This is a genomic window from Campylobacter sp. BCW_4338 (assembly GCF_001763255.1).
Taxonomy (GTDB): domain Bacteria; phylum Campylobacterota; class Campylobacteria; order Campylobacterales; family Campylobacteraceae; genus Campylobacter_D; species Campylobacter_D jejuni.
The window spans coordinates 1-610 of the sequence record NZ_MJYJ01000018.1 but is presented as its reverse complement, the minus strand read 5'-3'; the positions used below and the strand labels follow the sequence as shown (position 1 = coordinate 610).

Annotated in this window: 1 protein-coding gene; it reads left to right on the top strand. The window is 29.3% G+C overall.

From position 1 onward, the window contains the following. Positions 1-405: hypothetical protein (locus tag AJN69_RS01915; RefSeq protein WP_070287937.1), on the top strand; the 405-nt coding region annotated here is incomplete at its 5' end. Between the last annotated feature and the right edge of the window lie 205 nt (positions 406-610).

Sequence of the window (610 nt, the reverse complement as noted above, 5' to 3'; positions counted from 1 at the left end):
GAAAGGGGCAGTGTTGAACTTGAGTATTCTTTTGATAGTGAAAAAGAAGCCATTGATAAAATGCTAAAAATGAATTATAAGCGAAAAAAATACAATGGAAAAGACATTAAAGAATATCTAACAAAAGAAGTAGCACTAAGAATCATCCAAGAAGAAAAGTTGGAAGTGATTTGGTATGATGAAGCACTTAAACCTTTATGTGCAGGTATTAAACATGATAAACAAAGAGATAAATATATATCTTTTATCACTAATGCTAAAGCAGAGCTTATAGAATGGAAAAGTATTGAGTTTGATGGGGATGAAGAATTTGAAGGAGAAATATATAATGATGAAGATATAGCCCTTTATGCTCTTATCAATCGTGCTAGAATGATTAAGCAAAATAGAATCAGTTTTGTGTAAATACTTTCCTTATGATTTAATTTAATCTTAGTGGGTTTAAAAACCCACAAGGCTTTTCATGGCTAGAAAAAGAAAGATAACTATTCCTAGAATAGAAGATATTAATGTAACTCTTGATACTTCTTGTTTGCATCCTATATTGGAAGATAATACTTTATTATGTTTACATGGAGGTAGAGTCAATTTAAAAGCAAAAAAGGCTAAA